The organism is Caulobacter sp. AVps18 (genome assembly GCF_058681425.1).
Map to the genome: position 1 here is coordinate 2,679,622 of NZ_CM178737.1, position 20,851 is coordinate 2,700,472.

24 protein-coding genes and 1 pseudogene are annotated in these 20,851 nt (G+C 66.5%); 14 read left to right on the forward strand and 11 right to left on the reverse strand.

The window, feature by feature from the left end; translation table 11 throughout:
* Positions 1-20: 20 nt before the first annotated feature.
* A complete protein-coding gene (locus ACW179_RS12110; protein WP_492059759.1) occupies positions 21-809 on the reverse strand; it encodes a DUF3313 family protein in 789 nt (262 codons plus the stop codon).
* A 62-nt stretch (positions 810-871) separates the two neighbouring features.
* On the reverse strand, positions 872-3,082 hold the full coding sequence (gene purL / locus ACW179_RS12115) for a phosphoribosylformylglycinamidine synthase subunit PurL (RefSeq protein WP_492059760.1): 2,211 nt from the start codon (positions 3,080-3,082) through the stop codon (positions 872-874).
* A gap of 67 nt (positions 3,083-3,149) precedes the next feature.
* Between purL and ACW179_RS12120 the strand changes: the two genes are divergently transcribed.
* The 3 genes from ACW179_RS12120 to ACW179_RS12130 are packed head-to-tail and all read left to right on the forward strand — an operon-like array spanning position 3,150 to position 4,407.
* Positions 3,150-3,416: a type II toxin-antitoxin system VapB family antitoxin gene (locus ACW179_RS12120; RefSeq protein WP_492059761.1), complete on the forward strand. Its 267-nt coding sequence runs from the start codon at positions 3,150-3,152 to the stop codon at positions 3,414-3,416.
* Positions 3,413-3,811 (forward strand): type II toxin-antitoxin system VapC family toxin, encoded by a 399-nt coding sequence (locus tag ACW179_RS12125; protein ID WP_492059762.1) that lies wholly within the window; start codon positions 3,413-3,415, stop codon positions 3,809-3,811. The genes ACW179_RS12120 and ACW179_RS12125 overlap by 4 nt, the downstream gene beginning before the upstream one ends.
* Positions 3,808-4,407, forward strand: a complete 600-nt coding sequence (locus tag ACW179_RS12130; protein ID WP_492059763.1) for a peptidylprolyl isomerase — start codon at positions 3,808-3,810, stop codon at positions 4,405-4,407. Before ACW179_RS12125 ends, ACW179_RS12130 begins: the two co-directional genes overlap by 4 nt.
* A 201-nt stretch (positions 4,408-4,608) precedes the next feature.
* Here the strand turns inward: ACW179_RS12130 and ACW179_RS12135 are convergent, their stop codons facing one another.
* Positions 4,609-6,564 (reverse strand): CocE/NonD family hydrolase, encoded by a 1,956-nt coding sequence (locus tag ACW179_RS12135; RefSeq protein ID WP_492059764.1) that lies wholly within the window; start codon positions 6,562-6,564, stop codon positions 4,609-4,611.
* A gap of 116 nt (positions 6,565-6,680) precedes the next feature.
* Between ACW179_RS12135 and ACW179_RS12140 the strand changes: the two genes are divergently transcribed.
* Positions 6,681-7,562 carry a hypothetical protein gene (locus tag ACW179_RS12140; RefSeq protein WP_492059765.1) on the forward strand — a complete coding sequence of 294 codons (882 nt, stop codon included), beginning with the start codon at positions 6,681-6,683 and terminating at the stop codon, positions 7,560-7,562.
* Here the strand turns inward: ACW179_RS12140 and purQ are convergent.
* The 4 genes from purQ to ACW179_RS12160 form a co-directional block, all read right to left on the reverse strand.
* Positions 7,559-8,221, reverse strand: coding sequence for a phosphoribosylformylglycinamidine synthase subunit PurQ (gene purQ, locus ACW179_RS12145; protein WP_492059766.1), 663 nt, complete (start codon positions 8,219-8,221; stop codon positions 7,559-7,561). The genes ACW179_RS12140 and purQ overlap by 4 nt on opposite strands.
* A 54-nt stretch (positions 8,222-8,275) precedes the next feature.
* Positions 8,276-8,764 (reverse strand): DUF3291 domain-containing protein, encoded by a 489-nt coding sequence (locus ACW179_RS12150; RefSeq protein WP_492059767.1) that lies wholly within the window; start codon positions 8,762-8,764, stop codon positions 8,276-8,278.
* A gap of 86 nt (positions 8,765-8,850) precedes the next feature.
* On the reverse strand, positions 8,851-9,027 hold the full coding sequence (locus tag ACW179_RS12155; RefSeq protein WP_492059768.1) for a rubredoxin: 177 nt from the start codon (positions 9,025-9,027) through the stop codon (positions 8,851-8,853).
* 7 nt (positions 9,028-9,034) lie between these two features.
* Positions 9,035-10,309 carry a cytochrome P450 gene (locus tag ACW179_RS12160; RefSeq protein ID WP_492059769.1) on the reverse strand — a complete coding sequence of 425 codons (1,275 nt, stop codon included), beginning with the start codon at positions 10,307-10,309 and terminating at the stop codon, positions 9,035-9,037.
* An 87-nt stretch (positions 10,310-10,396) separates the two neighbouring features.
* Here ACW179_RS12160 and ACW179_RS12165 point away from each other — a divergent pair, with 87 nt between their 5' ends.
* Positions 10,397-11,020: a TetR/AcrR family transcriptional regulator gene (locus ACW179_RS12165; RefSeq protein ID WP_492059770.1), complete on the forward strand. Its 624-nt coding sequence runs from the start codon at positions 10,397-10,399 to the stop codon at positions 11,018-11,020.
* Between the two features lie 14 nt (positions 11,021-11,034).
* Here the strand turns inward: ACW179_RS12165 and purS are convergent, their stop codons facing one another.
* Both purS and purC read right to left on the reverse strand, forming a co-directional pair.
* Positions 11,035-11,274: a phosphoribosylformylglycinamidine synthase subunit PurS gene (gene purS / locus ACW179_RS12170; RefSeq protein ID WP_492059771.1), complete on the reverse strand. Its 240-nt coding sequence runs from the start codon at positions 11,272-11,274 to the stop codon at positions 11,035-11,037.
* Between the two features lie 166 nt (positions 11,275-11,440).
* Positions 11,441-12,199 (reverse strand): phosphoribosylaminoimidazolesuccinocarboxamide synthase, encoded by a 759-nt coding sequence (purC, locus tag ACW179_RS12175; RefSeq protein ID WP_492059772.1) that lies wholly within the window; start codon positions 12,197-12,199, stop codon positions 11,441-11,443.
* A 414-nt stretch (positions 12,200-12,613) separates the two neighbouring features.
* On the opposite strand from purC, the gene ACW179_RS12180 reads away from it, so the two are divergent.
* A complete protein-coding gene (locus ACW179_RS12180) occupies positions 12,614-12,931 on the forward strand; it encodes a DUF1476 domain-containing protein (protein ID WP_492059773.1) in 318 nt (105 codons plus the stop codon).
* Positions 12,932-12,998: 67 nt separating this feature from the next.
* Here ACW179_RS12180 and ACW179_RS12185 read toward each other — a convergent pair whose 3' ends face one another.
* Complete coding sequence (locus ACW179_RS12185) at positions 12,999-13,796, reverse strand: CAP domain-containing protein (protein WP_492059774.1); 798 nt, start codon at positions 13,794-13,796, stop codon at positions 12,999-13,001.
* 53 nt (positions 13,797-13,849) lie between these two features.
* Here ACW179_RS12185 and ACW179_RS12190 point away from each other — a divergent pair, with 53 nt between their 5' ends.
* The 8 genes and pseudogenes from ACW179_RS12190 to ACW179_RS12225 all read left to right on the forward strand — a co-directional run bounded on the left by ACW179_RS12190 (position 13,850) and on the right by ACW179_RS12225 (position 20,085).
* Positions 13,850-14,413: a nucleoside 2-deoxyribosyltransferase gene (locus tag ACW179_RS12190; RefSeq protein WP_492059775.1), complete on the forward strand. Its 564-nt coding sequence runs from the start codon at positions 13,850-13,852 to the stop codon at positions 14,411-14,413.
* A 117-nt stretch (positions 14,414-14,530) separates the two neighbouring features.
* Positions 14,531-14,824 carry a hypothetical protein gene (locus ACW179_RS12195; protein ID WP_492059776.1) on the forward strand — a complete coding sequence of 98 codons (294 nt, stop codon included), beginning with the start codon at positions 14,531-14,533 and terminating at the stop codon, positions 14,822-14,824.
* A 294-nt stretch (positions 14,825-15,118) separates the two neighbouring features.
* A pseudogene (locus ACW179_RS12200) lies at positions 15,119-15,236 on the forward strand (hypothetical protein); the annotation flags it as partial.
* A gap of 750 nt (positions 15,237-15,986) precedes the next feature.
* Positions 15,987-16,484: a GAF domain-containing protein gene (locus ACW179_RS12205; protein ID WP_492059777.1), complete on the forward strand. Its 498-nt coding sequence runs from the start codon at positions 15,987-15,989 to the stop codon at positions 16,482-16,484.
* A 49-nt stretch (positions 16,485-16,533) separates the two neighbouring features.
* On the forward strand, positions 16,534-17,685 hold the full coding sequence (locus ACW179_RS12210; protein WP_492059778.1) for a GNAT family N-acetyltransferase: 1,152 nt from the start codon (positions 16,534-16,536) through the stop codon (positions 17,683-17,685).
* The gene (locus ACW179_RS12215) at positions 17,685-18,605 is read left to right on the forward strand and encodes a glycosyltransferase family 2 protein (protein WP_492059779.1); all 921 of its coding nucleotides are present in this window, start codon (positions 17,685-17,687) and stop codon (positions 18,603-18,605) included. Before ACW179_RS12210 ends, ACW179_RS12215 begins: the two co-directional genes overlap by 1 nt.
* Positions 18,602-19,525, forward strand: a complete 924-nt coding sequence (locus ACW179_RS12220; RefSeq protein WP_492059780.1) for a hypothetical protein — start codon at positions 18,602-18,604, stop codon at positions 19,523-19,525. The genes ACW179_RS12215 and ACW179_RS12220 overlap by 4 nt, the downstream gene beginning before the upstream one ends.
* Positions 19,526-19,563: 38 nt before the next feature.
* Positions 19,564-20,085: a flavin reductase family protein gene (locus ACW179_RS12225; RefSeq protein ID WP_492059781.1), complete on the forward strand. Its 522-nt coding sequence runs from the start codon at positions 19,564-19,566 to the stop codon at positions 20,083-20,085.
* Between the two features lies 1 nt (position 20,086).
* Here the strand turns inward: ACW179_RS12225 and ACW179_RS12230 are convergent, their stop codons facing one another.
* Positions 20,087-20,821, reverse strand: coding sequence for an endonuclease III domain-containing protein (locus tag ACW179_RS12230; protein ID WP_492059782.1), 735 nt, complete (start codon positions 20,819-20,821; stop codon positions 20,087-20,089).
* Between the last annotated feature and the right edge of the window lie 30 nt (positions 20,822-20,851).

Genomic DNA, 20,851 nt, shown 5'->3' on the forward strand with positions numbered 1-20,851 from the left:
GTGATCGCGGCCCGGAGGCGCTACGGCTTGGGCGAGGGGGCCTTGTCGGCCGTCTCGCCCCGGGAGTCTGGAATATAGAGATTGGTGATGCGGCCGGCGATCATCCCGCCGGGCTGGAAGCGATCACCATAGGCCTTGCAGGGGTCTGTCTTGCTGTCGATCTTGCGCGATTTGAGCCCCTCGGGCGTCATGAGCGCCGCGGCCTGATCGGCGAAGGGTTCGGCGAACTGCAGGGCGTCGCCCATGCGTGACAGGGACGGATTGTCGGTGCCGATGGCCATGGCCCGCCGCGCCCAGGCGATGGCGGCAATCTGGCGCTGATCGCTGGCCGCGCGCATTTCCGCCTCGACGCCCAGTCCGCCCAGGGTGCCCGGCGCGCGCAGGCCGATGGGCCCCGGAATGAAGAACCCCGAGGCCGCCGATGCGGCTGATGCGATCCGGCCGGTGGGTTCAAACCAGGTGACGGCGGCGCGCACATCGGCGTCGGCCTGATCGGCGGCGACGATCTCGAACCGCTCGGACAGTTCAAAGCACAGTTGAGCATCGACCTCGCGCAGTACGGCGTAGCGTTCTTCCGGCGTCAGGGGCGAACGGCTGTCGGCGCCGTCGGACAGGACTGCCGGAGTCAGCGCCACCCGGCGCACCGCCTGCAGGGCTGCCGGATCGCTGAACTGGCGGACCTGGGCGCGTCCGCCGTTCTCCTTGGCCTTGAGGGTGGCATAGTCGCTCAAAAAGCCCGAGCGGTCGGGTGCTGCGGTGGCGCATGCACCCAGAACCAGGGTCAGGCCAACGAGGGTCAGCGGGCGCATTGATCGTTTCGTCATGGACGCAACCTTGCCGATTGAAGATGGCCGCGCCAAGGCCAAACCCCTTAGCCGCCCATAAAGCCCGGCAGCCAGGCCTCGTGGGCTTCGCGCAGCTCATCCAGCGGAATGCTGAACAGGTCGGTCGAGGCGAAGGCTTCGCCCGTCGCGACGCCGGCGAGGCTGGCATGGATGCCGGCCGCCTTGGCCTCAGCCATCACGGCGTCGGGATCGGGCGTGGCGATCAGGTAGCGGGCCTGGTCCTCGCCCAGCAGATAGGGGTGGGCATGCAGGGCGCTGCTGGCGTTGAGCACAATGCCGACCTTGCTGGCCAGGGCCATGTCGGCTGCTGCGATCAGCAGGCCGCCGTCCGACAGGTCGTGCAGGCCGGCGATCAGACCGGTAGGGATCAGGCCCCGTACGAAGTCGCCGTGCTTGCGCTCGGCCGCCAGATCGACCGGCGGCGGGGCGCCGTCTTCGCGACCCAGGATCTCGCGCAGATAGATCGAGGCACCCAGCTCGCCATGCGTCTCGCCGATCAGCACCAGGGCGTCGCCCTCGGCCACGTTCCCAAAGCCCATGCGCAGGTCATAGTCTTCGAGCAGGCCCACCGCGCCCACGGTAGGGGTGGGCGGAATAGCGACGCCGTTGGTCTCGTTGTAGAGCGAGACGTTGCCGCTCACGACGGGGAAGTCCAGCGCGCGGCAGGCCTCGGCCATGCCGTCGGTGGCGCGGACGATCTGGCCCATGGTCTCGGGCTTTTCGGGGCTGCCAAAGTTCAGGTTGTCGGTGATCGCGATCGGCAGCGAGCCGGCGGCGGTCAGGTTGCGCCAGGCCTCGGCCACGGCCTGCTTGCCGCCCTCATAGGGGTCGTTCTGGACATAGCGCGGGCTGACGTCGCTGGTCACGGCGATGGCCTTGCCCTTGCCGTGGATGCGCACGATGCCGGCGTCGCAGCCGGTGGCGCTGTCTTCCAGGGTGTCGGCCATCACGTGGCGGTCATACTGCTCCCACAGCCAGCGCTTGGAGGCCATGTCGGGGCAGCCGACGACCTTGAGCACGGCCGCGTTCCAGTCGGTGGGGGCAGGGATGGCGGCCGGGTCGAGACGCGGATGCAGGGTGGGCTGGACCCAGGGGCGGTCATACAGCGGCGCATCGTCGAACAGCGGGGCCAGCGGCACGTCGCAGACCAGCTCGCCGTGATGCTTCAGCACCAGCCGGCCGGTGTCGGTGGTGTAGCCGATGACGGCAGCGTCCAGGCCCCACTTTTCGAAGATGGCGTGGCCTTCGTGCTCGCGGCCGGGCTTGAGCACCGCCAGCATGCGCTCCTGGCTTTCCGACAGCATCATCTCGTAGGCGGTCATGCCGGTTTCGCGCTGCGGGACCATGTCCATGTTCAGCTCGATGCCGACGCCGCCCTTGCCGGCCATCTCGACCGAGGAGGAGGTGAGACCAGCCGCGCCCATGTCCTGAATGGCGGCGACGGCGCCGGTGGCCATCAGTTCCAGCGTCGCCTCGATCAGCAGCTTTTCGGCAAAGGGGTCGCCGACCTGGACGGTGGGGCGCTTCTCCTCGGAGTCCTCCGAGAACTCGGCCGACGACATGGTCGCACCGTGGATGCCGTCGCGGCCGGTCTTGCTGCCGAAATAGACCACGGCCAGACCCGCGCCCGGCGCGGCCGAATAGAAGATCTTGTCGGCCTCAGCCAGGCCCACGCACATGGCGTTGACCAGGATGTTGCCGTTATAGCCGCGATGGAAATTGGTCTCGCCGGCCACGGTGGGCACGCCCACGCAGTTGCCGTAGCCGGCAATGCCGGCCACCACGCCGTCGACCAGACGCTTGGTCTTGGGATGGCTGGGATCCCCAAAGCGCAGCGCGTTTAGCAGGGCGATCGGCCGCGCGCCCATCGTGAAGACATCGCGCATGATGCCGCCCACGCCCGTCGCCGCGCCCTGATAGGGCTCGATATAGGAGGGGTGGTTGTGGCTCTCCATCTTGAAGATGATCGCGTCGCCGTCGCCGATGTCGATGACGCCGGCGTTCTCGCCCGGCCCGCAGATGACGCGCGGACCGTCGATGGGGAACTTCTTCAGCTGGTTCTTGGACGATTTGTACGAGCAGTGCTCGCTCCACATCACCGAAAACACGCCCAGCTCGACCAGATTGGGCTCGCGGCCCAGGCGGTCGAGCACGACGGCGTACTCCTCCGCGTTGAGGCCAAATTCGCGGGCCGTATCGGCCATCGACTTCGTGGGGGCGTTCGTGGGCGTGCTCATGGGCGGGCCTTCTAGCGCGGCCGGGGGGATTCCGCTATATTCTAGAAACGTCAAAGGTGGTTCTAGAATGGGCATCAGCATCAAGCGGGCGGAAACCGAGGCTCTGGCGCGTGAGGTCGCCTCGGTCACGGGGGAAAGCCTGACCCAGGCGATCCACCAGGCCCTCGTCGAAAAGGTCGCCCGGCTTTCGCAGCCCTACAAGCTTTCCGACACCGAACAGGCTGCCAAGCAGGCTTTTTTCTCCGAGTTGGACGCCCGTCCGGTGCTCGATCCCCGCGACTGGCGCGAGATCGAGGCCGAGCTTTATGACGAACACGGCCAGCCGATCGGATGATCGTCGATACTTCTGCCCTGCTGGCCATCACGCTCCAGGAACCTGAGGCCGAACTCTTCTATGTGTTGATGCTTCGCGCCCGACGTCGCCGGATGTCCGCCGCGTCCTATGTCGAGGCGGCCGAGGTCTATATGCGGCGGATCAGCCTGGTAAGCGGCATCGGTCTGCTGAACCGTGATCTGGCGAGGCTGAGGATCGAGATCGTTCCGGTCACGGCCGAGCAGGCCTATGCTGCGGTCGAGGCGCGACGCATCTACGGCAAGGGGCGTCATGACGCTGACCTGAACTATGGCGACAGCTTCACCTACGCCCTCGCCAAGAGCCTGGACGAGCCCCTGCTGTTCAAGGGAAACGACTTCATCCACACCGACGTGAAGCGAGCCGCCCCGCCATGATCTGCCGTCGCCATCTGCTCGCGCTCGCCGTCGCCCTGCCGCTGACCGCCGCCGCGCCGGCATCCGTCCGAGTACGGATTGTCACGGATCTGGGCGTCATCGTCATCGAGCTCAATCCCGACAAGGCGCCGATCACCGTGGCCAATTTCCTGGCCTATGCGGACAAGCACTTGCTGGATGGCGGCAGCTTCTACCGCACCGTCTCGCCGCGTAACGATAACAACCCCGCCACGATCAGCGTCATCCAGGGCGGGCTGAATCGTGACGACAGCCCCTTGCCGGCCATCGCCCACGAGACGACCAGGGCCACGGGCATCCGCCACACCGATGGCGTGATCTCGATGGCGCGGGACGCCCCGGGCACGGCGGGGGCGGAGTTCTTTATCTGTATCGGCGACAATCCGGCGCTGGATTTCGGCGGCGCGCGCAATCCCGACGGCCAGGGCTTCGCAGCCTTCGGGCGGGTGGTTGAGGGCATGGACGTGGTCCGCGCCATCCAGGCCGCGCCCACGCTGAGCGATGCCGGCGATCCCTATCTGAAGGGTCAGATGATCGAAAAGCCTGTGATCATTCAGAAGCTGGCTCGATCAGGCTGATGGGTGCCGGGGTGAACGCTGACCAGGATCGTGCTCTGAAACAGTGAAGAGGCCGGTGGTGATCCACCGGCCTCTTTTTTGTTGAGGTCGAGATGCTCCCCCTCTGGGGGAGCTGTCACAGAGTGACTGAGGGGGCCTTCTGGGCATAGGCCGCGCTGCCCCCTCCGGCCCTTCGGGCCACCTCCCCCAAAAGGGGAGGATCTACTTCGTCTCCACCACCGGCAACTCAATGAAGCTGGCCGTCTCGCCTGCGTGGAACACCCGCTGGGTCGCCTTCACATAGTCGGCCGGCTTGGCCAGCAGGATGTTGGGCGTGAAGGTCTGCGGGTTGCGGTCATAAAGCGGGAACCAGCTGGACTGCACCTGCACCATGATCCGGTGCCCCGCCTTGAAGGTGTGGTTGGCGGTCGGCAGGATGAACTCGTATTTCAGCGGGGTATTGGGCTTGATCGCCTTGGGATCGCTGAAGCTTTCGCGATAGCGGCCCCGGAAGATGTCCATGCCCACGGCCAGCTGGTAGCCGCCCAGTTCCGGCTGGCTGGGCACCTCGTCGGGATAGACGTCGATCAGTTTCACCACCCAGTCGCTGTCCGTCCCGCTGGTCGAGGCGGTCAGGTTCACTTTCGGCACGCCGGCGATGGTCAGCGGCTTGTCCAGCGGCGCGGTCGTGTAGGTCAGCACATCGGTGCGGTCGGCGAAGGCGCGCTGGTCGGTGACCAGCCACGACTTCCAGCGATCGCTGTCGGCAAAGCGCACCGGGCGCGGCACGTAGGGCACGGGCTTGGCCGGATCAGAGACATATTCGTCATAGGCCGCCGGGCCCTTGGCCGCTGCGGGGGCCGTGAACGACAGACCGCCGCCGGGGGCCAGATAGAGCGGCTTTGACGTGCTCTGGCAGTTGCTTTGGCAGGCCAGAGGCCAGGTCTTGAAGCGGTCCCAGTGATTGGCCCCGGTGTTGTAGATCAGCACCGGCGGGGTGTCGGCCTTGGGCGCGCCGTCCTTCAGATACTGGTCAAAGAAGGGCTTGAGGGTGTCGCGCCGGAACTGCAGGGCGGTGTCGCCCTCCCACTTGAACGGACCCAGATTGTAGCCGTCATAATTGACCTGGCTGTGGCGCCAGGGGCCCAGCACCAGATAGCTCTTGTCGTTGGCGACGTCCTTGGGCTCGGTAGCGGCATAGGCGTGGACGCCGCCCCACATGTCTTCCTGGTCCCAAAGGCCCTGGATCCACATGACCGGAACCTTGAGCGGAGTCTTGGCCATGGTCTTGTCCAGCGCCTGCTCGCTCCAGAACGGCGTATAGGCGGTGTTTTCGACCAGCTTCTTCCACCAGGGCAGGCCGTCCAGACCGTTCAGCTTGGCGTAGTCGCCGGCCGAGCCCGCGCGGCGGAAGGTCTCGTAGTCGTCGTAACCGGGCCGCACCACGTCGTCGGCGGCGCCGCGCGCGGTGGTCTGGCTGGCGAAGAAGTCGAAATTGATCTGCCGGAACGCGCCGTGGTGGAACCAGTCGTCGCCCATCCAGCCGTCGATCATCGGGCTCATCGGCGCGGCCACCTTGAGCGCCGGGTGCGGATTGACCAGGGCCATCACCACCGTGAAGCCCTCATAGGAACTGCCCAGCATGCCGACCTTGCCATTGGTCTCGGGGACGTTCTTCACCAGCCAGTCGATGGTGTCCCAGGCGTCGGTCGAGTGGTCGACCTCGGAGGAGTTCAGCGGCCCCTTCAGCGGCCGGGTCATCACATAGTCGCCTTCAGAGCCATACTTGCCGCGCACGTCCTGGAACACGCGGATATAGCCGCCGTCGGCCACGAACGGCTCGTCGCCCTGGGGCAGGGTCGAGATCATCCGGGGGCTCTCGTTGCGTGTGGCCCGCTTGGCGGCGTTGTAGGGCGTGCGCGTCATGATGATCGGCAGGCTTTTGCCGCCCTTGGGGATCACGATGACGGTGTACAGCTTGGTCCCGTCGCGCATCGGGATCATCACCACGCGCTTGTCGTAGTCATAGCCGACCTTGGCGGCGACATACTTGCCGTCGATGTCCGGCGTCAGGGCCGGGGTCTGGGCCCATACCTTGGAGTGGGGGGAGACAGCGGCGAGGGCGAAGGTCGCAGCGGCGGCCAGCAGGCCGGCGCGGAACGGGGTAACGAGACTCATGGTGCGCTCCTGGAGAGGGAGCCACCTTAGGAGCGGTTCAAATGGGGTGCTATAGTGTAACGTCAGAATGACGCCCGTTGCTGTTGATGATCGGTGCTTGAGCGAAGCCGGACGGCATGATCTATCGAAAGCGTCCGGAGGTTGTCTTGAATCGGTTGCTCGCCCTTGGTGTTTCGATCGCCGTGATCCTCTCGGCCGGCTGTGAACGCGACCGCACGCAGACGGCGGTGAGCGGTGCGAGATCTATTGCGGTTCCGACAAAGAAGACTGGGACGCCATCCCGGGCCTTCGTCGGCGCGACCTTCCAAGCCGACTATCGCCAGGCCTGGTGCAACCGGACACCCGCTGACGTGGAGAGACTGAGAGCTGAGGACAGGGCGTCGATGGCAGACCTGTCCGCCGTGCCGGAAAGCGACGCCGAGATGCGGGCACGCCAGGCGGAGGAGGCCACCGCCAGACATGCCGACGAGGCAACAGCTGTAACGTCGTCGCGGGGCCGGGCACGACGTGCCAGGTCCATGCTGACCGTCTCGGGCGCGCGCTTCGCCGACAACTACGAGGAGGGCGATTCCGCAGTGGTCTACACCTATGCGGGGCGGCTACCGACCGCGTCATTCGACGTTGTCCGCGGGGCGCACTGGGAATGGCATAGCTGGAACCTCGTCGATGCTCGCGGCGTCCAGATCGATCTCGGTGGCCCCCCGGTGGCCTCGCCCAACGGGCTAGCGTTCGCCGCCACAGGAGACGACGTCTGGGGCGAGAGCCTTAATGGGGTGGAGATTGCGAGCTACGCGAACGGGGCTTTTACCCGCGTTGAGCTGGAAGCGTCCGCCGCATGCAATCCACATTGGATCGATGACAACACCTTGGAGGTGAAAGTCTTTCCGGGCTGGGAACGGTTCGCCCTGCGCCCGGATCAGGTAAGGCCCTCCGACTGGAAAACCGTCCGGGTCGTCAGGGATGGAAAAGGCTGGAAACTGCTCCCGCCTAAGCCCTAGGCGCTGGCGAACACGCTGCGGAACAGGATCGCGCCGTCTTCCGAGCCCAGATCGGCGTCGAACGACCGGTCGGGGTGGGGCATCAGGCCCAGGACATTGCCCTTGGCGTTGACGATGCCGGCGATGTCGCGGGCCGAGCCGTTGGGATTGTCCTGGTAGCGGAACACCACCTGGCCTTCGCCCTCGATACGGTTGAGCGTCTCTTCGTCGGCGAAGAAATTGCCCTCGCCGTTGCCGACGGTCATCACCGCCTCGCGCTGCTCGCCGAACTCGGCGGTGAAGCGGGTCTGGCTGTTGACGATGTCCAGCGCCACCGGCTTGCAGATGTATTTCAGCTTCTCGTTGCGCAGCAGGGCGCCGGGCAGCAGGCCCGCCTCGCACAGCACCTGGAAGCCGTTGCAGATGCCGACCACGGCCATGCCGTTGTCAGCGGCCTTGACCACTTCCTTCATGACCGGGCTCTGGGCCGCCATGGCTCCGCAGCGCAGATAGTCGCCATAGGAGAAGCCGCCGGGCAGAACGATCAGGTCCAGGTCGTCCGGCAGGGCCGTCTCCTGGTGCCAGACCATCTCGACGCGGGCTCCGGCCGAGCGCTCGATGGCGACCTTGCAATCACGGTCGCAGTTGGACCCCGGGAAGACGATGACAGCGGCTTTCATGGCGCGGGCTCTTAGCAGCGTTCGGGGCGGCTGTCAGCGGTTTGGGCGGTAAAACTAGACCCCGCACTCATCCAGTACCGGTGCCACCGGAATCGCGTCCGGCGCGGGAAAGGGCGTCTTGAAGGTGAAGGCCTGCGCCGTCGGTCCCAGCCTTTCCAGAAGGGCCAGCTTTTGCTTGGCTTCGTCGATGGTCGGGTGGTGACCGGCCGGGACCCACCAGAGCACCATGAAGACGTCCATGTGCTCGAACCATTCGCGGCGGCGGCGCATGATCTTCACGTGGTCGCCGCGATAGACAAAGGCCCCCAGCGAGGGGATGTCGGTCCAGACCGACATGTTGATGGCGATCAGCGGGTCTTCGTAAGGCGTCAGATCGGTGGCGTTGTTGCCCTCGCCGGTCAACCGCCAGACAAAGCCGGGCGAGGCCTCGGCGATCGCGTTCACGGCGTCGAGGTTGTCGGCGAAGTCCTTGATCATCGGATGATCAATCGGCGCGCGCAGGCGACCGATATTGACCTGTGCCAGTTCGTACCTCGAGCCCATCACCGTCTCCCGCCAACTCAACCCGAACATTGTGCGGCCAAGCTGGCTCGGGAAGGGGGCAGGTTGAAGAAATCGCTGCCTGCCCCTCACAGCTCAATCATGTCGAAGTCCGACTTCGGTGTGCCGCACAGGGGGCAGAGCCAGCCGGCCGGGATGTCGGCCCAGCGGGTGCCCGGGGTCAGGCCTTCGCCCGGATCGCCCTCGGCCTCGTCATAGATGTAGCCGCAGGTTCGGCACTGCCAGACCTTGAAGGGTTCGCTCATCGCGGCCTCACCTCATCTTGAAGCGGATCGGCACCGACTTGGGGCCGCAGACGAAGTTGGCGGTCATGCGGGTGGGCTGGCCGTCCAGTTCGACGCTGTCGAGGCGGGCAAGCAGCTCTTCCCACAGCACCCGCATCTCCATCCGCGCCAGATGCTGGCCAAGGCAGATATGGGCGCCGTAACCGAAGGCGACATGCTTGTTGGGTGTCCGGTCGATCCTGAAGCTGAACGGGTCTTCGAACACCGCCTCGTCGCGGTTGCCGGACGGATAGGACAGCATCAGCCAGTCGCCCTTGGCGATCTTGCGGCCGGCCAGTTCGGCATCGGCCGTGGCGGTGCGCATGAAGTGCTTCACCGGCGTGACCCAGCGGATCGATTCCTCCACCAGGCCCGGGATCAGCGAGGGGTCGGCCTTGACGCGGGCGAACTGGTCGGGGTTCTCGGCCAAGGCCCACATCGCGCCGGCGGTGGTCGAGGAGGTGGTGTCGTGGCCCGCCGTGGCGGCGATGATGTAGTAGCTCATCGCCTCCAGGTGGCCCATCGGCTCGCCATTGATCTTGCCGTTGGCGATGATGCTGGCCAGGTCCTCGCGCGGATTGGCCCGGCGATCCTCGGTCATGGCGTTGAAGTACATCATGAAGTCCATGATCACCGACTGCAGGCTGTCGATGCCGGCGCTGATGTCGGTGACGACCTTGCCGTCGCGGTTCAGGTCCGGATCGGCATTGCCGAACAGTTCCTGGGTCAGTTTCAGCATCCGCGGCTCGTCGGCCTCGGGCACGCCCAGGACCTCCATGATCACGTGCAGGGGGTAAAGGAAGGCGACATCGCGGGCGAAGTCGCAGCGGTCGCCCTTTTCGGCCATGCGGTCGACGAAGCCGCGGGCGATCTCGCGGATCCGGGCTTCCAGCGCCCGCAGGTTCTGCGGCAGCAGCGCGCCCTGGGTGATGCGGCGATAGGAAAAGTGGTCGGGATTGTCCATCTGGACCAGGGACCGCACCAGGTGGGGCGAGCCGCCCATCATCTCGCGGACCTTCCTGTCGGCCTCGATGGTAGTGACGATCGTCGCGCGGTCGCCGTTGTGGAACAGCTCGTTCTGGCGTTCGACCTCCAGGATGTCGGCATGGCGGGTCACCACCCAGAAGGGGTCGATCCCGTCCGGCTGGGCCACCTCCAGCGGGCTTTCGCGACGCAGCTGGGCAAAGGCCCGGTCGATGCGGTCGCCGTCGGCATAGGCCTTGGGGTCGACGATGGTGTTGGCGATATCGACGGCGATGGTCATGCTGGCGCTCCTGGCATCCTCCGGGGGCAGCTCTCCGGCCGCCTTTGATATTTGCTAGTTGTTCAACAAATATGTAGCGTGCGCAAGATGACATCCGCCCTTAAGGTTTCAGGCCGCCGCAGCCAGTCCGACCGTCGCCAGCAGTCCGAGAGCGAACTGTTGCGGGCGGCCGCCGAACTGATCGTCGAGCGCGGCATGGCGGCGGCGACCTTCGAGAATATCGGGGCGAGGGCGGGCTACAGCCGGGGGCTGGCAACCCAGAAATTCGGCTCCAAGCAGGGGCTGATCGAGGCCCTGATCGGCCGACTGCAGGCCCGTCTGCAGCATCTGCTCGACGACCGGCAGGTCGAGACCGCCAACGGCCTGGAAGCGATCCTGGGGTTCGTCGACATCTATCTGCGCAATCTGGCCGAGGACGGCGAGATGCGGGCCTATTTCATGATGATGGCCGGGGCCGTGGCCGAGGTCTCGGACCTGCGGGGCCCGTTTGCGGCGGCCCACAAGGAGGTCGAGCTGAAGCTGGAAGCCCTGTTCCTGCGTGGCCAGGCCGAGGGCGTGATCCGCCCGGGCTTCAATGCCGATGCGGCGGCGCTCATGGTCGGCGCGCTGCTTCTGGGGCTGAGCACCCAGAAGCTGGTCGATCCGGACCTCGACCTGGATCCGATCCGAGAGACCAGCCTGGCGACCCTCAGGGGCAGTTTCGCCGCCTGAGGCCGCCGGTGGGTTTAGTCGACGCTGATCGCGTAGCTTTCGATGACTGTGTTGGCCAGCAGCTTGTCGCACATCGACTTGACCTCGGCCTTGGCCTTCTCGGCGTCGCCGTCAGTCACGTCGAACTCGATGGTCCGGCCCACGCGGACATTGGCGACATCGGCCCAGCCCAGGCCGTGCAGCGCGGCTTCGACGGCCTTGCCCTGCACGTCGAGGACGCCGGGCTTGAGGAACACTTGAACCTTGGCTTTCATAGCGCTTCAAACCTTTTTCACCCTCTCCCAAAGGGAGAGGGAGGGACCCATGCGCAGCATGGGAGGGTGAGGGGTTTCGGGGCCAGCCGGACAGGGTTTAACCCCTCATCCTCCCACGCCAAAGGCGTGGGCCCCTCCTTCTCCCTATGGGAGAAGGTTCGATCAGCTAGTGCACGCCGCCCTGAATGACGGTGGGCATTTCCTTCATGATGCCGAGGCGGCGGGCCACCTCGGTATAGCTTTCGATGACATTGCCCAGGTCGCGCCGGAAGCGGTCCTTGTCCATCTTCTCGTTGGTGATCGAGTCCCACAGGCGGCAGCTGTCGGGGCTGATCTCGTCGGCCAGGATGACCCGCGAGAAGTCACCCTCATAGATGCGGCCAAACTCGATCTTGAAGTCCACCAGGGTGATGCCCACGCCGCTGAACAGGCCCGACAGATAGTCGTTCACCCGCAGGGCCGTGGCCATCATGTCGTCGATCTCCTGGGTGGCGGCCCAGTTGAACGCGGTGATGTGCTCTTCGGAGACCATCGGGTCGCCCAGCTTGTCGTCCTTGTAGTAGAACTCGATGATCGAGCGGGGCAGGGGCTGGCCTTCGGTCAGGCCCAGGCGCGTGGCGATCGAACCGGCGGCGATGTTGCGCACCACCACTTCGAGCGGGATGATCTCGACTTCCTTGATCAGCTGCTCGCGCAGGTTCAGGCGGCGGATGAAGTGGTTCTGCACGCCGATCCCGTTCAGGCGAGTCATGACGTACTCGCTGATCCGGTTGTTGATCACGCCCTTGCCTTCGAGAACGGCCTTCTTCTGGGCATTGAAAGCGGTGGCGTCGTCCTTGAAGTACTGGATCAGGGTGCCCGGCTCGGGGCCCTCGTACAGGATCTTGGCCTTGCCTTCGTAGATCTTCTTGCGGCGAGTGGTCATGGCTCTCGTCGAGGCCCTTCATGGATGCCAAGCGCGACCCCGGATCCGGGCCCGCCCGAAGAGGGACTGTCCGGGGAAACGAAAAGCGCGCGCGGCCGGATAGCTGCGCGCGGCGTTCGACTCAAGGCCGCTCGTTGAAAATGTCGCATGGAACCTACCCGAATGAGGGCTTGCGCGCAAACGCGGGGTCGGGTTCCGTAGCGATCGGAACATGCAAAACCGCCGCCTGCTGCCGATCCGCCGATTGCAGGCCGGCGCGTCACGGGATATGCAGCCGCCTTGAGAGCGCAACCGCGCAACCGGCCTGGCCGTTTGAGGGGTTGTCGCGTTGTAAATGTTTGAGAATAGAGCCTGTTTGTCCGTTGCGAACGACTTTCGCTGCGACAGGCGGGCGCAGACGAGTTTGGGGCCTTCATGACCACCTTCGACGATCGCGAGCAGGGTTTCGAACGCAAGTTCGTTCTGGATAACGAGCTTGAGTTCAAGGCCACCGCCCGCCGCAACCGCCTGCTGGGCGAATGGGCCGCCGGCCTGATGGGCCTGGCGACGGTCGAGGACTATGCCCGCGCCGTGGTCAAGTCCGACTTCGAGCAGCCTGGCGACGACGACGTGCTGCGCAAGGTGTTCGGCGACCTGAAAGGTTCGGGCGTGGCCGTCTCCGAGGGCGAGGTTCGCATGAAAATGGACGAACTGCTGGCCCAGGCCCGCGAGCAGATCAAGACCGGCGCCTGATCCTTCGGGCAGGGTTGAACTGAACAGGGGCCGTCCTTCGGGGCGGCCCTTTTTCGTGCCTGAAGGCTCAGCCCAGCACGAACACCGGCCCCCAGGCCACCTGATAGCGATGCTGGCCTGACGACAGGTGCGGGCGCAACTGCCAGGCACCGGGCGGCAGGGCCGTCTCCGGGCGGCCCTCGACATAGGGTGTGGTCAGTACCTCGCCGCCGGGCTCCGACACCGAGAACTGCGAGATCACCGGGGTGGCCTTCGACAGGGCCAGGGCGATCTCGTCAGCCGAGCGCACCCGCAGGGGCGCGGGTCCCTTCAGCCGGGCGGCCACCTCCGCATAGGCCCCCACCGCCAGCACGCGCGGCCCCTGACGCAGCACGCCATAGCCCACATGGGTGAAGCCGGGCGCCAGCAGGTTGGCGCGATGGCCGGGGCTGGCGCGCCACTGGCCCATGATCTGATCGGGACTGACCGCCCCGGCGGCGTTGCGGCGCATGGCGATGTTCTCGCCGGCCGCCCCCACCAGGTCGCGGGCCAAGAGGCCCACCCGGGCTGCGGCCATGAAGCCCTCGGGCGTGGCGTGGTCGATCAGGCCGCTGACCGCCATATCCGCCGCGTGGGCCCGGGCGGCAAGGGCCAGTCCCGGATCGAAGATCAGCGCCGGCAGGCCCCGGTTCTCGCGCAGGGCGTTGTTCTGCTCTTGCAGGGTCTCTTCAAAGCCTTCGTCAAACCGGCCGCCCGGCGCATTGGCCAGGCCCGCGCGCAGCCGCCGCTCATAGGCCAGCCAGGCTGAGGCCGGGGCGGCCAGGGCCGGGCCCGCCGCCAGCAGCAGCGGCGTCGCCAGAAGGGCTCTGCGGGAGATTTGCGGCATGTTGTCTCTTACAGTGATTGACAGACGGGGCGCGGACCCAGACCTAAGATCCCATGCGTCCCGTGCGTTCCATATGGCTGGCCGGTCCCGAACCCTGGCTCCCCGACTTCGCCGCCCAGGCCGCGCGCCAGCGGGCCCTGTGCATCGACTCCGGCTTCACCGGCCTGACCCCCGATCCCGTTCCGACGATGTCGCAGGACAGCTCGGAGATCGAGGCCCGCGAGCTTTACGCCGCCCGCATGGCGCGATTGCGTCAGGTCGACGCCGGTGTCGTCAACCTGACGCCGTGGCGCGGTCCCTCGGCCGATACCGGCGCGGCCTTCGAGGCGGGCGTGCTGGCGGGCCTGGGCCGTCCGGTCTTTGCCTATCTGAACGTGCCCGACGAGATCCATGCCGAATATGTCGACCGCGTCGAAGCCATCCTCGGCGCCCAGCGCGACGAGGCCGGCGTCTGGCGCGACGGCGACGGATGCCGGATCGAGGACTTCGGCCTGCCCGAAACCGTCATGCTGTGGGCCGAAGCCCGCCGCCTGTTCGTGATCGTCACCGACGATGTGCTGCGCGACCTGACGGGACTTGAGCTGTGCCTGGACGCGCTGGGGCTTTACGCGGAGTAGGGGGGGGGCGGTGTGGAGCTCGGGCAGGACGGTTCGGGGTGGACTCCAGACCATCGCCACGACAAGTTAAGCCGTTGTAGTAGGGGTCTGAATGCGGGCGTCCCCCGCAAAAATTCGATGATCGCAGAACTGTCGTTTGATTGCGTCTATGGGGACGATCAGGACAACATGGAAGGCTGTTTCCGGCTCCCCGGTCGGGACTGGCAGGTCTTCTATTTCACTCGCTGGTGGCACGGGCAGCCTGAAGTCATACCGAATGCTGTTTGGCAAAGCGGCGTCACAGGCGTCAACGTGCAATATCCTAAAGATCGGTCACTAAACCAAGCAACCGTTCAGGCGGTGCTGTCTGATGTGCTCGGCGTAGAAACCTGGACGCTCGTATCCGGCCCCGACTCGCTGATGCTAAAGTGAATCGGCACCGCCACGCCGCAAGAGCAGACTCTCCCTACTTTGCCCAAGGGTCGCGATCACGCCTTGGCGTCTTTCCCCAAACCAGACGCCCCGCGTCGCGCCGATCCTTAAATCTCACGCAGGCCAGCGTGCCGGACAGGACAGGCCAGTCCGCCGACACTGGCCTGCGGCCAGCCGCGTCGCGGCGACGCGTGAGTGTCGTCCTTGAGAGACCTGTCCTGTCCGGCGATCGTCTCGCCGAGGGATTTGGGGAGGGCTCCGGCCGGTCGGGCGGGAACAATTGTAAGCTGATCCAAAAAAGCTTGTCATCCCGGCCGCAGCGTAGCGGAGAGCCGGGACCCAGGGGCCGCCTCACTGCCGGCTGCCCCTGGGTCCCGGCTCTCCCGCCCTTTCGGGCGTCCGGCCGGGATGACAAGCTTTTTTTGGCTTGGAGAACGGGGGTAGAGCCCGCTCCATCCCCGGCGTATCGCCCACAAACCCCAATAAACTCAACGCCCTGCGAAAAGAACGAGCGCGCCCATCAGACGCGCTCAAAACCACCCCCATAATCACAGCTGTCCCCGTCGCAGGGGGAGGGCGCTTGGTACCGGCCCGAAGCGGCGATGGGGATGAAGCTGAGCGGGGCCGCGCGGTCACGCAGCGAGGATGAGGGTGGCCTGTTCGTTGGATTGATCCGGGGCCACCGGAGGTCTTGCTTGTCAGACAGCGCGGAACGACAGGGCGGTGATCGTAAAGCCGTCTATCGCGACCCGTCGGACCCCTCACGGACACACCGCAGGGGTTGGGCGCGCCCGTCCGGGGGACAATTGGGGGCCAGAGCTGAAACAGCGCTCGCGAGCTCGCCATCCTCACGGTCAGAACAGCTTCTGCGAAGCGGAAGAGACGAGCCGAAACGCACACACTTCACATCACGGTCCCCGGGTTCGCCCCGGCCGCTTCGCGCCTCCCCACTGAAACTCAGCGACTGTTCGCGTGAGGCGGAGAGCTCGTGGTCGCAGAACAGATGCTCCCCCTCTGGGGGAGCTGTCCCGGAGGGACTGAGGGGGCATCACTGCCCTCGCCGCGCTGCCCCCTCCGGCGCTTCGCGCCACCTCCCCCGAGAGGGGAGGATCTGGGCAGCCCCCCTCGCAATCGCCCCGCAACGCGCTATATCCCCGGCATCATGGCCGAAGCGTTCAACGACATCACCCTCTCCGCCGACAAGTCTGCCCGCTATGTCGAGGTGGCTGCCGAGATTGCCTCGGTGCTGGACGGCGAGCCCAACCTGACCGCCCGGATGGCGACGGTGGCCTCGATGCTGGCGAGCAGCTTCGGCCACTATTTCTGGACCGGCTTCTATGTGGTCGATCCGACCCGGCCCGGCGAACTGGTGGTCGGGCCCTATCAGGGCACGCTGGGTTGCCTGCGGATCGCCTTTGGGCGCGGCGTCTGCGGCGCGGCGGCGGCGACGGGACAGACCCAACTGGTCGCCGACGTCCACGCCTTTCCGGGCCATATCGCCTGCGACAGCCGCTCGGCAAGCGAGATCGTCGTGCCGGTGTTCGACGCCGGCGGCGCTCTGCTGGCGGTGTTCGATGTCGACTCTGACCAGCCCGCGGCCTTCGACCAGACCGATCAGGCGGGGCTTGAGGCGATCCTGAAAGCCACTTTCGCCGGCTAGCGACATCGTTTGCACGGTTTCATAACCTCGGTCGATTACGGTTGAGGTCATGATCGATGTGGACCTTTCCCACCCCGGGGCGCTGAGCGCCGCCGACTCGGCCCTCTGGCGGGGCTTTGCAGCGGCGCAGCCGGCGTTTGCGAGCCCCTTGCTGGGTCCCGACTTCGCCTGCGCCGTGGGCGCCGTGCGCGAAGACGCTCGCGTGGCGGTGATCCGTCGCGAAGGCGAGATCGTCGGCTTTTTCCCGTTCCATCAAAGGTTCGGCGGCATGGCCCGCGCCATCGGCGCGCCCTTGTCGGACTATCACGCCATCGTCTCGAAACCCGGCGTGGCGCTGGACGGCGCCCAGGTGCTGCGGGCTGCCGGGATCAGCGCGTTTCGCTATACCGGCCTGGTCGACCCCCACGGGGCTTTCGGCGGCCAGGGCGAGGCCAAGGCGGCGCATGTCATCGCGCTGGAAGGTCCGGCCGAGGCCTATCTGGAGGCTGTGCGGGCCGCCAGCCCCAAGAAGATCAAGAACTATCGCCGGCTGGACAACAAGCTGGAGCGCGAGATCGGCCCCGTCCGGCTGGTGGCACCCGATACATCGCGTCAGGCCTTCGACCAGCTGATCACCTGGAAGCGCGAGCAATTGCAGCGCACCGGCATGCACGACTTCCTGCGGCCCGACTGGACCAGCGGTCTGCTGACCGACCTGTTCAACCGGCAGAGCGGCGATTTCCAGGGCCTGATGGTCAGCCTCTATGCCGGCGACCAGCTGGTGGCGGGGCATTTCGGCGTGCGGCTGGGCGGGGTCTATCATCCGTGGATCGCCTCGACCGATCCGGCCTTCGGGGCCTGGTCGCCGGGCCAGATCTTCTTCCTGCGGGCCATTGCGGCCATGCCGGGGTTGGGGCTGAGCTGCTACGACCTGGGTCCCAGCCATGATCACTACAAGCGCGCCTATGCGCTGAGCCAGACTACGGCCCTGGACGGGGTCGCGACGGCGGCCGGCGTCGCGGGGCTGGTGGCCAGCTCGGTCGAGGGCGCCTGGACCCTGGCCGGCGCCCAGCGCTCTGGCATGGTGGGCAAGCTGCGTCGCCGCATGGACACCATTGCCAGCGTCGAATTGACCGTCGGGGGGCGGATGCGCGGCCTGGTCGATGCTGTCGCCAGCCAGTCGCGCCGCCGGGCCGGGGCGGGCGCTCGCGAGGACGGCTGATGGCCCGCGTCACGATCATGATCCCTACCCAGCGGCGGCCAGGCGGCCTGTCGGTGGCCGTTGCCTCGGTGCTGGCCCAGCAGGGTGTCGACTTCGCCGAGCTGGAGCTGATCGTGGTCGACAACGACCAGGTCGACTCGGCCCGCCAGATGATCGAGACGGCGGCGACGCGCGCGCCTTGTCCGCTGATCTATGTTCACGAACCCCGCGCTGGCGTGGCCAATGCCCGCAACGCCGGCATGGCCCGGGCCAGCGGCGACTTCATCGCCTTTCTCGACGATGACGAAGAGGCGCCGACCGGCTGGCTGGCGGCCCTGCTGGCGGCCCAGGCGCGGCATGAGGCTGACGTGGTCTTCGGCCCCGTGCGTGCCAGGGCCCCCGATAACGTGGCCGAGCATCGCGCCTATCTGGAACGCTTCTTTTCCAGGCTGGGACCGGCAGAGGAGGGCGTGATCGCCCACTATTATGGCTGCGGCGACAGCCTGTTGCGTCGCGCGGCCTTGCCCGATCCGGTCTCGCCGTTCGCGGTCGAGCGCAACCAGATCGGCGGTGAGGACGACATGCTGTTTGGCCAGATGCAGGCCGCCGGGGCGCGGTTTGCCTGGGCGCCGCAGGCCTGGGTCTGGGAAGACCCCGTGCCTTCCCGCCTGACGCTGGACTACACCATCGCCCGCGCCTTTGCCTACGGCCAGGGGCCCTCGGCCCATTGCGCCGCCGCCAGTCCGCCCGACCGGGCCGGGGTGGCACGCTGGATGGCGGTGGGGCTGGCCCAGGCGGCGGTGTTCGGCGCCGTGGCCGGCCTGAAGTGGCTGGTGCGGGCCGGCGACCGCGCTGACTGGCTGGACCGCGCCGCCCGGGGCCTGGGCAAGACCCTGTGGTGGGGACCCTTCAAGATCCAGTTCTATGGACTTAACCCATGAGCATCATCACCGACTGGACGCCGGAAAAGGCCAGGGCCTTCGGGCGCGAGAACCTGTCGTTCCGCCACAGCCTCCATGAGCGGCCGATGTTCGACGACGAGGGGCTGGCGCGCCTGGTCGACCAGTATCCTCGCGACCAGCTGGGCGTCTTCACCATGGGCGAGGACCCCAAGGCCTGGACCACCTGGCGCAAGGGCGCTGCCGGAAACCTGACCGGCGACCAGCTGCTGGAGGCTGCCCAGAGCGGCCGCATCTGGCTGAACCTGCGCCACACCAATGATTTCGTGCCCGAATATGCCGCCCTGGCCGACGAGATCTTCGCCGAGAAGGAGGCGCGGGCTCCGGGCCTGCGCACCTTCAAGCGCGATCTTGGCATGCTGATCAGCTCGGCCAATGCCCAGGTGTTCTATCACCTCGACGTGCCGCTGGTGTCGCTGTGGCAGATCCGGGGGCGCAAGACGGTCTGGGTCTATCCGGTCTCCGATCCCTATGTGGGCGAACTGGCGCTGGAGAAGATCGTGCTGCGCGAGACCGCCGAGCAGTTCGCCTTCGATCCCGCCTGGGACCAGGGCGCGCAGGTCTATGATCTGACCCCCGGCGTGATGGCCACCTGGAGGCAGAACGCTCCGCACCGGATCGAGAACGGCCCGATGCTGAATGTGTCGCTGTCCATCGAGTTCATGACCCCGCCGGCCCTGATGCGGGCCAATGTGATCTATGCCAACGGCGTGCTGCGGCGGCGACTGGGCGTCCGGCCGCGAATCCAGAACGGGTTTGGCCCGGCGGCCCTGACCAAGCTGGCCGTGGCCCGCGGCGCCAAGGCCCTGAACCTTCAAACCCCGCATGTGCGCCATCTGCCTATCACCTTTGGCCTGGATCCCGCCCAGCCCGGCGTGTTGATCGAGAACCCAGGCGTCTAAGGCTTGCCCCGGCCGGCGCTTCATCGCAGAAGTCAGCCATGAGTCAGGCAGTCACCATCGAACTGGGCGAGGGCGCGGAACACGACGCCCGGGCCCTGCGCAACGCTTTCGGGTGTTTCACCACCGGCGTCACGGTGATCACCACCACGGGGCCAGACGGGCGCAAGGTGGGGCTGACCGCCAATTCCTTCACCTCTGTGTCGCTGGATCCGCCGCTGGCCCTGGTCTGCGTGGCCCTGACCTCTTCCAGCCTCGCGGCCCTGGATGCGGCGGGGGTCTTCACGGTCAATGTGCTGCATGCCGATCACGAGGACCTGGCCAAGCAGTTCACGCGCAAGGACGGCGACCGCTTCGAGGGCGTCGAGGTCGAGACCTGGCGCACCGGCACGCCGGTCCTGCCCGGCTGCATGGCCAATTTCGAGTGCGAGACCCACCAGGTCTTCGACGCCGGGGATCACCGGGTCTATGTCGGTCGCGTGGTCAAGCTGCGCTACGACCCTGACCACGAGCCGCTGGTCTATCTGCAGGGTCGCTTCCGACGGGTTCACGTCGAAGGGTGATTTAGCCTGCGGTCTGCCGTGGCCTCCACGCCAGGACGTCGGCATTGCGGCCCACATCCACCCGGCTGCAGCTGTCCTTCAGCGGACAGGCGCCGCAGCGCGGGGCCACTTCCGGGCACAGCATCTGACCCAGCCCGCGCTTCATCAACCAGTGCAGTTCGAACAGGTCGTCGGCGCTCCAGGTCTGCGGCACCAGGGCCATCAGGGCGTGATAGGCGGCGGTGGCGTCGCCCGAACTCACCAGGCCGATGCGCCGCGAGACGCGATGCACATTGGTGTCGACCACCATCGCCCGCATGGCCAGGCTGCTGAAGTTGAGCACGCAGGCGGCGACCTTGACCCCGACGCCCGGCAGGCTCTGAAGCTCGTGGCGGGCGGCGTCCACCGACAGGCCGCGCAGGTGGCTTAGCGACAGCCAGCCGATCCGGGCCTCGATCATCCGCAGGGCCATGGGCAGGCGACGGGCCTTGTCGCGGGCATGGGTAACGTCGCCAAGGAGGTCCAGGACCACCCCTTCGTCGGCGCGGGCCAGGTCTTCCCAGCACGTGAACGCAGCCCGCAGGCGCAGGAAGGCGGCCCACGACACTGCGTCGGGCGTGCGGCCGCTGATCGACGACTTCACCAGTTGCGAGACCGGATCCATCCGCGCCACCGGACGCTGGGGACCAAACTCGGCCAGCAGGCGATCACGCACGGCTTCGAGCGGAGAACGGGAAAGGCCAAGGGACAGCTGCATGATGCGCCTCGTTGGAACATAATGGGAACA

Bases quoted from the DNA above. Each gene is read 5' to 3' on its own strand.
- ACW179_RS12110 (WP_492059759.1), bottom strand. From the start codon at position 809: ATGCGCCCGCTGACCCTCGTTGGCCTGACCCTGGTTCTGGGTGCATGC.
- purL (WP_492059760.1), bottom strand. From the start codon at position 3,082: ATGAGCACGCCCACGAACGCCCCCACGAAGTCGATGGCCGATACGGCC.
- ACW179_RS12120 (WP_492059761.1), top strand. From the start codon at position 3,150: ATGGGCATCAGCATCAAGCGGGCGGAAACCGAGGCTCTGGCGCGTGAG.
- ACW179_RS12125 (WP_492059762.1), top strand. From the start codon at position 3,413: ATGATCGTCGATACTTCTGCCCTGCTGGCCATCACGCTCCAGGAACCT.
- ACW179_RS12130 (WP_492059763.1), top strand. From the start codon at position 3,808: ATGATCTGCCGTCGCCATCTGCTCGCGCTCGCCGTCGCCCTGCCGCTG.
- ACW179_RS12135 (WP_492059764.1), bottom strand. From the start codon at position 6,564: ATGAGTCTCGTTACCCCGTTCCGCGCCGGCCTGCTGGCCGCCGCTGCG.
- ACW179_RS12140 (WP_492059765.1), top strand. From the start codon at position 6,681: ATGATCTATCGAAAGCGTCCGGAGGTTGTCTTGAATCGGTTGCTCGCC.
- purQ (WP_492059766.1), bottom strand. From the start codon at position 8,221: ATGAAAGCCGCTGTCATCGTCTTCCCGGGGTCCAACTGCGACCGTGAT.
- ACW179_RS12150 (WP_492059767.1), bottom strand. From the start codon at position 8,764: ATGGGCTCGAGGTACGAACTGGCACAGGTCAATATCGGTCGCCTGCGC.
- ACW179_RS12155 (WP_492059768.1), bottom strand. From the start codon at position 9,027: ATGAGCGAACCCTTCAAGGTCTGGCAGTGCCGAACCTGCGGCTACATC.
- ACW179_RS12160 (WP_492059769.1), bottom strand. From the start codon at position 10,309: ATGACCATCGCCGTCGATATCGCCAACACCATCGTCGACCCCAAGGCC.
- ACW179_RS12165 (WP_492059770.1), top strand. From the start codon at position 10,397: ATGACATCCGCCCTTAAGGTTTCAGGCCGCCGCAGCCAGTCCGACCGT.
- purS (WP_492059771.1), bottom strand. From the start codon at position 11,274: ATGAAAGCCAAGGTTCAAGTGTTCCTCAAGCCCGGCGTCCTCGACGTG.
- purC (WP_492059772.1), bottom strand. From the start codon at position 12,199: ATGACCACTCGCCGCAAGAAGATCTACGAAGGCAAGGCCAAGATCCTG.
- ACW179_RS12180 (WP_492059773.1), top strand. From the start codon at position 12,614: ATGACCACCTTCGACGATCGCGAGCAGGGTTTCGAACGCAAGTTCGTT.
- ACW179_RS12185 (WP_492059774.1), bottom strand. From the start codon at position 13,796: ATGCCGCAAATCTCCCGCAGAGCCCTTCTGGCGACGCCGCTGCTGCTG.
- ACW179_RS12190 (WP_492059775.1), top strand. From the start codon at position 13,850: ATGCGTCCCGTGCGTTCCATATGGCTGGCCGGTCCCGAACCCTGGCTC.
- ACW179_RS12195 (WP_492059776.1), top strand. From the start codon at position 14,531: ATGATCGCAGAACTGTCGTTTGATTGCGTCTATGGGGACGATCAGGAC.
- ACW179_RS12205 (WP_492059777.1), top strand. From the start codon at position 15,987: ATGGCCGAAGCGTTCAACGACATCACCCTCTCCGCCGACAAGTCTGCC.
- ACW179_RS12210 (WP_492059778.1), top strand. From the start codon at position 16,534: ATGATCGATGTGGACCTTTCCCACCCCGGGGCGCTGAGCGCCGCCGAC.
- ACW179_RS12215 (WP_492059779.1), top strand. From the start codon at position 17,685: ATGGCCCGCGTCACGATCATGATCCCTACCCAGCGGCGGCCAGGCGGC.
- ACW179_RS12220 (WP_492059780.1), top strand. From the start codon at position 18,602: ATGAGCATCATCACCGACTGGACGCCGGAAAAGGCCAGGGCCTTCGGG.
- ACW179_RS12225 (WP_492059781.1), top strand. From the start codon at position 19,564: ATGAGTCAGGCAGTCACCATCGAACTGGGCGAGGGCGCGGAACACGAC.
- ACW179_RS12230 (WP_492059782.1), bottom strand. From the start codon at position 20,821: ATGCAGCTGTCCCTTGGCCTTTCCCGTTCTCCGCTCGAAGCCGTGCGT.